The organism is Mesorhizobium sp. M7A.F.Ca.US.005.03.2.1, from assembly GCF_003997795.1.
In the GTDB taxonomy this organism is placed as follows: Bacteria; Pseudomonadota; Alphaproteobacteria; order Rhizobiales; family Rhizobiaceae; genus Mesorhizobium; species Mesorhizobium ciceri.
This window is the reverse complement of record NZ_RZRP01000543.1, coordinates 1-4332: the sequence shown is the minus strand read 5'-3', so window position 1 is coordinate 4332 and position 4332 is coordinate 1. Positions and strand designations below refer to the sequence as shown.

Annotated in this window: 4 protein-coding genes and 2 pseudogenes; 4 read left to right on the top strand and 2 right to left on the bottom strand. The window is 65.2% G+C overall.

The features are described from left to right. Positions 1-212, bottom strand: a pseudogene (locus EN991_RS25185) (carbohydrate kinase); the annotation flags it as partial. On the opposite strand from EN991_RS25185, the pseudogene EN991_RS25180 reads away from it, so the two are divergent. Both EN991_RS25180 and EN991_RS25175 read left to right on the top strand, forming a co-directional pair. Then, positions 210-653: pseudogene (locus EN991_RS25180) on the top strand (FGGY-family carbohydrate kinase); the annotation flags it as partial. The pseudogenes EN991_RS25185 and EN991_RS25180 sit on opposite strands and share 3 nt — an antisense overlap. Then, on the top strand, positions 650-2266 hold the full coding sequence (locus EN991_RS25175) for a GMC family oxidoreductase (protein ID WP_127369776.1): 1617 nt from the start codon (positions 650-652) through the stop codon (positions 2264-2266). The pseudogene EN991_RS25180 and the gene EN991_RS25175, both read left to right, overlap by 4 nt. Before the next feature lie 12 nt (positions 2267-2278). On the opposite strand, the gene EN991_RS25170 is transcribed toward EN991_RS25175, so the two are convergent. Then, positions 2279-3196 carry a LysR family transcriptional regulator gene (locus EN991_RS25170; RefSeq protein WP_064995524.1) on the bottom strand — a complete coding sequence of 306 codons (918 nt, stop codon included), beginning with the start codon at positions 3194-3196 and terminating at the stop codon, positions 2279-2281. 134 nt (positions 3197-3330) lie between these two features. Between EN991_RS25170 and EN991_RS25165 the strand changes: the two genes are divergently transcribed. Together EN991_RS25165 and EN991_RS25160 are read left to right on the top strand one after the other, a co-directional pair. After that, positions 3331-3969, top strand: a complete 639-nt coding sequence (locus EN991_RS25165) for a DsbA family protein (RefSeq protein WP_127369775.1) — start codon at positions 3331-3333, stop codon at positions 3967-3969. A 36-nt stretch (positions 3970-4005) separates the two neighbouring features. Next, the coding region (locus EN991_RS25160) for an NAD(P)H-binding protein (RefSeq protein ID WP_127369774.1) at positions 4006-4332 on the top strand (327 nt) is incomplete at its 3' end.

The following is a 4332-nucleotide window of genomic DNA, read 5'->3' as shown; positions in this document are numbered from 1 at the left end:
GTCTCGACATGGCGCTTATGCTCGAAGGCGACCCCCTCGAACAGCGCACGCAGCAGATGGGCTCGGCTGTGCCAGCCGGCGATGCCGTAGAAGCCGGCGCGCGCATGGCCATTCTGCTGCGAGCCATAAAGGAAGGGATGATAGATCGGGATGTCGCTGTTGGGATCGACGGACGCCACCAGTTCGCTGCACAATTCGAATGGCGACTTGCCGGCTTCTACGGCATCGCCGGCTGGCACAGCCGAGCCCATCTGCTGCGTGCGCTGTTCGAGGGGGTCGCCTTCGAGCATAAGCGCCATGTCGAGACCTTGCACAAAGCGGGCGCCGATTTCGACCAGGTGGTGCTGTCCGGCGGCGGCTCGCGCAGCAGCGTCTGGCCGCAGATTTTCGCCGATGTGCTCGGCGTGCCCGTCACCGTGGCGCGCAGCCGCGAAACCGGCGCGCTGGGAGCGGCGATCGCGGCGGGCACCGGCGTCGGCATTTTCGCGGACTACAGTGCCGGTGCAACCGCCATGACAGCGGCCGCCCGACATTTTGTACCCAACGAGACGGTTGCTCACGCATACGCACGGCGGTATCGACTCTATGGCGAGATCAACCAGGCGATGACCCCGATGTGGGAGCGCATCGCCGGACAGCAGGCGCGCACGTGACCGAAGCTTCACCGTCTCCGTTCGGCAGTTACGACTACGTCATCGTCGGTGCCGGCTCCGCCGGCTGCGTGCTCGCCAACCGGCTCTCGGCCGATCCGCACAACAAGGTGCTGCTGCTCGAGGCCGGCGGCAGCGACCGCTATCACTGGGTCGATATCCCGATCGGCTATCTCTTCTGCATGGGAAACCCGCGCACCGACTGGATGATGAAGACCGAGCCGGAAGCCGGTCTCAACGGACGCAGCCTCAACTATCCGCGCGGCAAGGTGCTCGGCGGCTGTTCATCGATCAACGGCATGATCTACATGCGCGGCCAGGCTGCCGACTATGATGGCTGGCGCCAGGCCGGCAATGCCGGCTGGGGCTGGGACGATGTCCTGCCTTACTTCCTCAAGTCGGAAGACTTCCATGGTGGCAAGAGCGCCATGCACGGCAGCGGCGGCGAGTGGCGGGTCGAACGGCAGCGGCTTTCATGGCCGATCCTCGACGCCTTCCGGGACGCGGCCGAGGAACTCGGCATTCCGCGCACCGAAGACTTCAACACCGGCACCAATGAAGGCTCGGGCTATTTCGAGGTCAACCAGAGGAAGGGCGTCCGCTGGAACACATCGAAGGCGTTTTTGCGCGGTATAGCGGGGCGCAAGAACCTGCGCGTAGTGCTCGGCGCGGAAACCGAACGGCTCGAATTCGACGGCCGGCGCGTCACCGGACTGGTTTTCCGCCAAGGCGGCCGCCTGCATCAGGTCCGCGCCGGACAGACGATCCTTGCGGCCGGCGCCATCAACTCGCCCAAGCTGCTCGAACTGTCGGGGGTGGGTCGCCCCGACCTGCTCTCGGGCATCGGCGTGGATGTTCGTCATGCTTTGCCGGGCGTCGGAGAAAACCTGCAGGACCATCTGCAGATCCGCACCGTCTTCAAGGTCGCCAACACTGCCACGCTCAACCAGCGTTACCACAATCTGGTCAGCCGTGCGTCGATGGGGCTGGAGTACGCGCTCAAGCGCAGCGGGCCGCTGTCGATGGCGCCAAGCCAGCTCGGCATCTTCGCCAGGAGCGATCCGCGCCTCGCAACGCCCGATCTGGAATATCATGTGCAACCGCTGAGCACCGACCGTCTGGGCGAGCCGCTGCATCGCTTTCCCGCGGTCACCGTCTCGGTCTGCAATCTGCGTCCGGAAAGCCGGGGCAGCGTGCACATGGCTTCGTCCGACGCGCGGGAGGCGGCGAGGATCCGGCCGAACTATCTTTCCACCGAGGGAGACCGCAGCGTGGCCGTCGCGTCGTTGCGCCATGTCCGCAGTTTGATGAAGGCTCGGGCGGTGGCGCGCTTTGCGCCGGAAGAGATGCTGCCCGGCACGCAGTATGACAGCGATGAAGAGCTCATCCGCAAGGCCGGCGATATCGGCACGACGATCTTCCACCCCGTCGGCACCTGCAAGATGGGTTCGGATACGATGGCGGTGGTCGACGACGGCCTGCGTGTTCACGGGCTTGCCGGGCTGCGCGTGGTCGATGCCTCGATCATGCCGACAATCGTCTCGGGCAACACCAACTCGCCGGTCGTCATGATCGCGGAGAAGGCAGCCGAGATGATCCTGCAAGAGGCCCGCTGACCGCCATCGGCTTCAAGCCGTGGCAACACCGCGCGATCGCCGCTTCTCGGCCGCCGCGAGCAGATCGACGAAGGTGCGCACCTTGGCGGGCCGGAACCGGGCCGGCGGAAAGACTGCGTGGATGCCGCCTGACGGCAGGCTCCAGTCGGCAAATACCGGCACCAGCCGCCCCTCGGCGATATCGTCGCTGACGCTGTAGTCCGGAAAGACGCCCAGCCCGATGCCGACGAGCACGCAAGCAAGGGCGGCGGGGCTCTTGTCGCACATGAGGACCGGATTGAGCTCGGTCAGCACCGTTTCGCCATCCCTGGAAAACAGCCATTGGCCGATGCCGCGCAACTGGGTGTTGCCGACCCAGGCCAGCGATCTTGCCTGGCGCGGCGTCAGGTCCGGCGGCAGGCTCGCCGCGAAGCCAGGGCTCGCCACCACGATTTGCCGGATCGTCCCCAGCCGCCGCGCCTGGTTCGAGGAATCGGTGAGCCAGCCGACGCGGATGCCGAGATCGATCTGCTCGTCCACCAGATTGCTGACGGCGTCGTCGAAGATCGCCTCGACGCGCATCTGCGGATAGGTTCTGAGATAGGCCGCCATGACCGGAGCCACCATCTTGGTGCCGTAGTCGAGCGGCGCCGTCAGCCTCAGCGTTCCGCTCGGTTCGACGGCCCCGCGCGAGATTTCGCCATAGGCGGCCTCCGCTTCCCGCAGGATGATCATCGCGCGGTCATAGAAGAGGCGCCCCTCTTCGGTCGGCGTGACACGCCGGGTCGTGCGCTGCAGCAGCGTTGCGCCCAGTTCCTCTTCGAGCTTGCCGATCTGATGGCTGACCACGGCCTTGGCGACGCCAAGCCGGTTGGCTGCGGCCGTGAACGAGCCGGTTTCCATCACCGTGGTGAAGTAGGCGAGCCGATTGAGGTTCAGAAGTTCGGCCAAGCTGGCTGCCATTTGTACGATCAGATCATACAGTTTGTATTATTGGGTGCCATTTATCGCAAGACCCCCACCTGCCACATATCAGCCAACGGCATTCGATCAAGCCGGCAGCCGGATCATGGGTAGCAGCGATTATGAACAATTCAGAAGTGACCTATCTTTTCGATCCGCTGTGCGGCTGGTGCTATGGTGCCACCCGGATGCTCGGCCGGTTGTCGGCCGCCGGCGTGCGCGTCGAGCTGCTGCCGACCGGCCTGTTTTCCGGCGCCGGCGCGCGTCCGATGGATGAAGGTTTTGCGGCGCACGCCTGGGCGAACGACCAGCGCATCGAGCGCCTGACCGGACAATCGTTCACGCCGGCCTACCGGCACAATGTCCTCAATGTCCGTGGCACCCTGCTCGACTCACATGCCGCCACACTCGGCATCACTGCCGTTGGCCTGGAGGACCCTAGCCGCCGGTTTGCGGCGCTGAAGACGATCCAGCATGCGCGCTATGTAGAAGGACGCGATGTCGTGACGATCGGCGGTGTGGCCGAGGTGCTCGCCGCCGACGGCATGGCGGACGCCGCCGAAATGCTCAAGGCGCCGACCGAAACATTGCTGGCGGCTCACCGCGATCAGGTTGGCCGTGGCCGTGCGCTGTTCCAGCGCCTGCATGCCGATGGCGTGCCTTCGCTCGCGGTCATCCGCAACGATGCGCCCCGGCTCATCGGTTCGAACGCGCTGTTCGGCAGCTTCGACAATCTCGTCGCCCACATCGCGGCGGCGTGACCCCATCCTCCAGACCCCCAAGCATAAGAAACAGACATGGCAAAAGTCGCTCTCATTGGTGCATCGGGCGCTGTCGGTTCGCGCCTTCTCAGGGAACTCTCCGATGGCGGCCATATCGTCACGGGCATCGCGCGCAACCCGGAAAAGATTGTCGCGCTTCCGGGCGTGACGGCCAGGAAGGGCGATGTCTTCGACACAGAAGGTCTCGCGGACCTGATCCGCGGCCATGACGCTGTGATCAGCTCTGTGCATTTCCTGGACAGCGATACCGATGCGCTGATCGAGGCGGTGCGCGCCTCCGGCGTGAAGCGCTATCTCGTCGTCGGCGGCGCCGGCAGTCGCGAAGTCGCGCCCGGCAAGCGG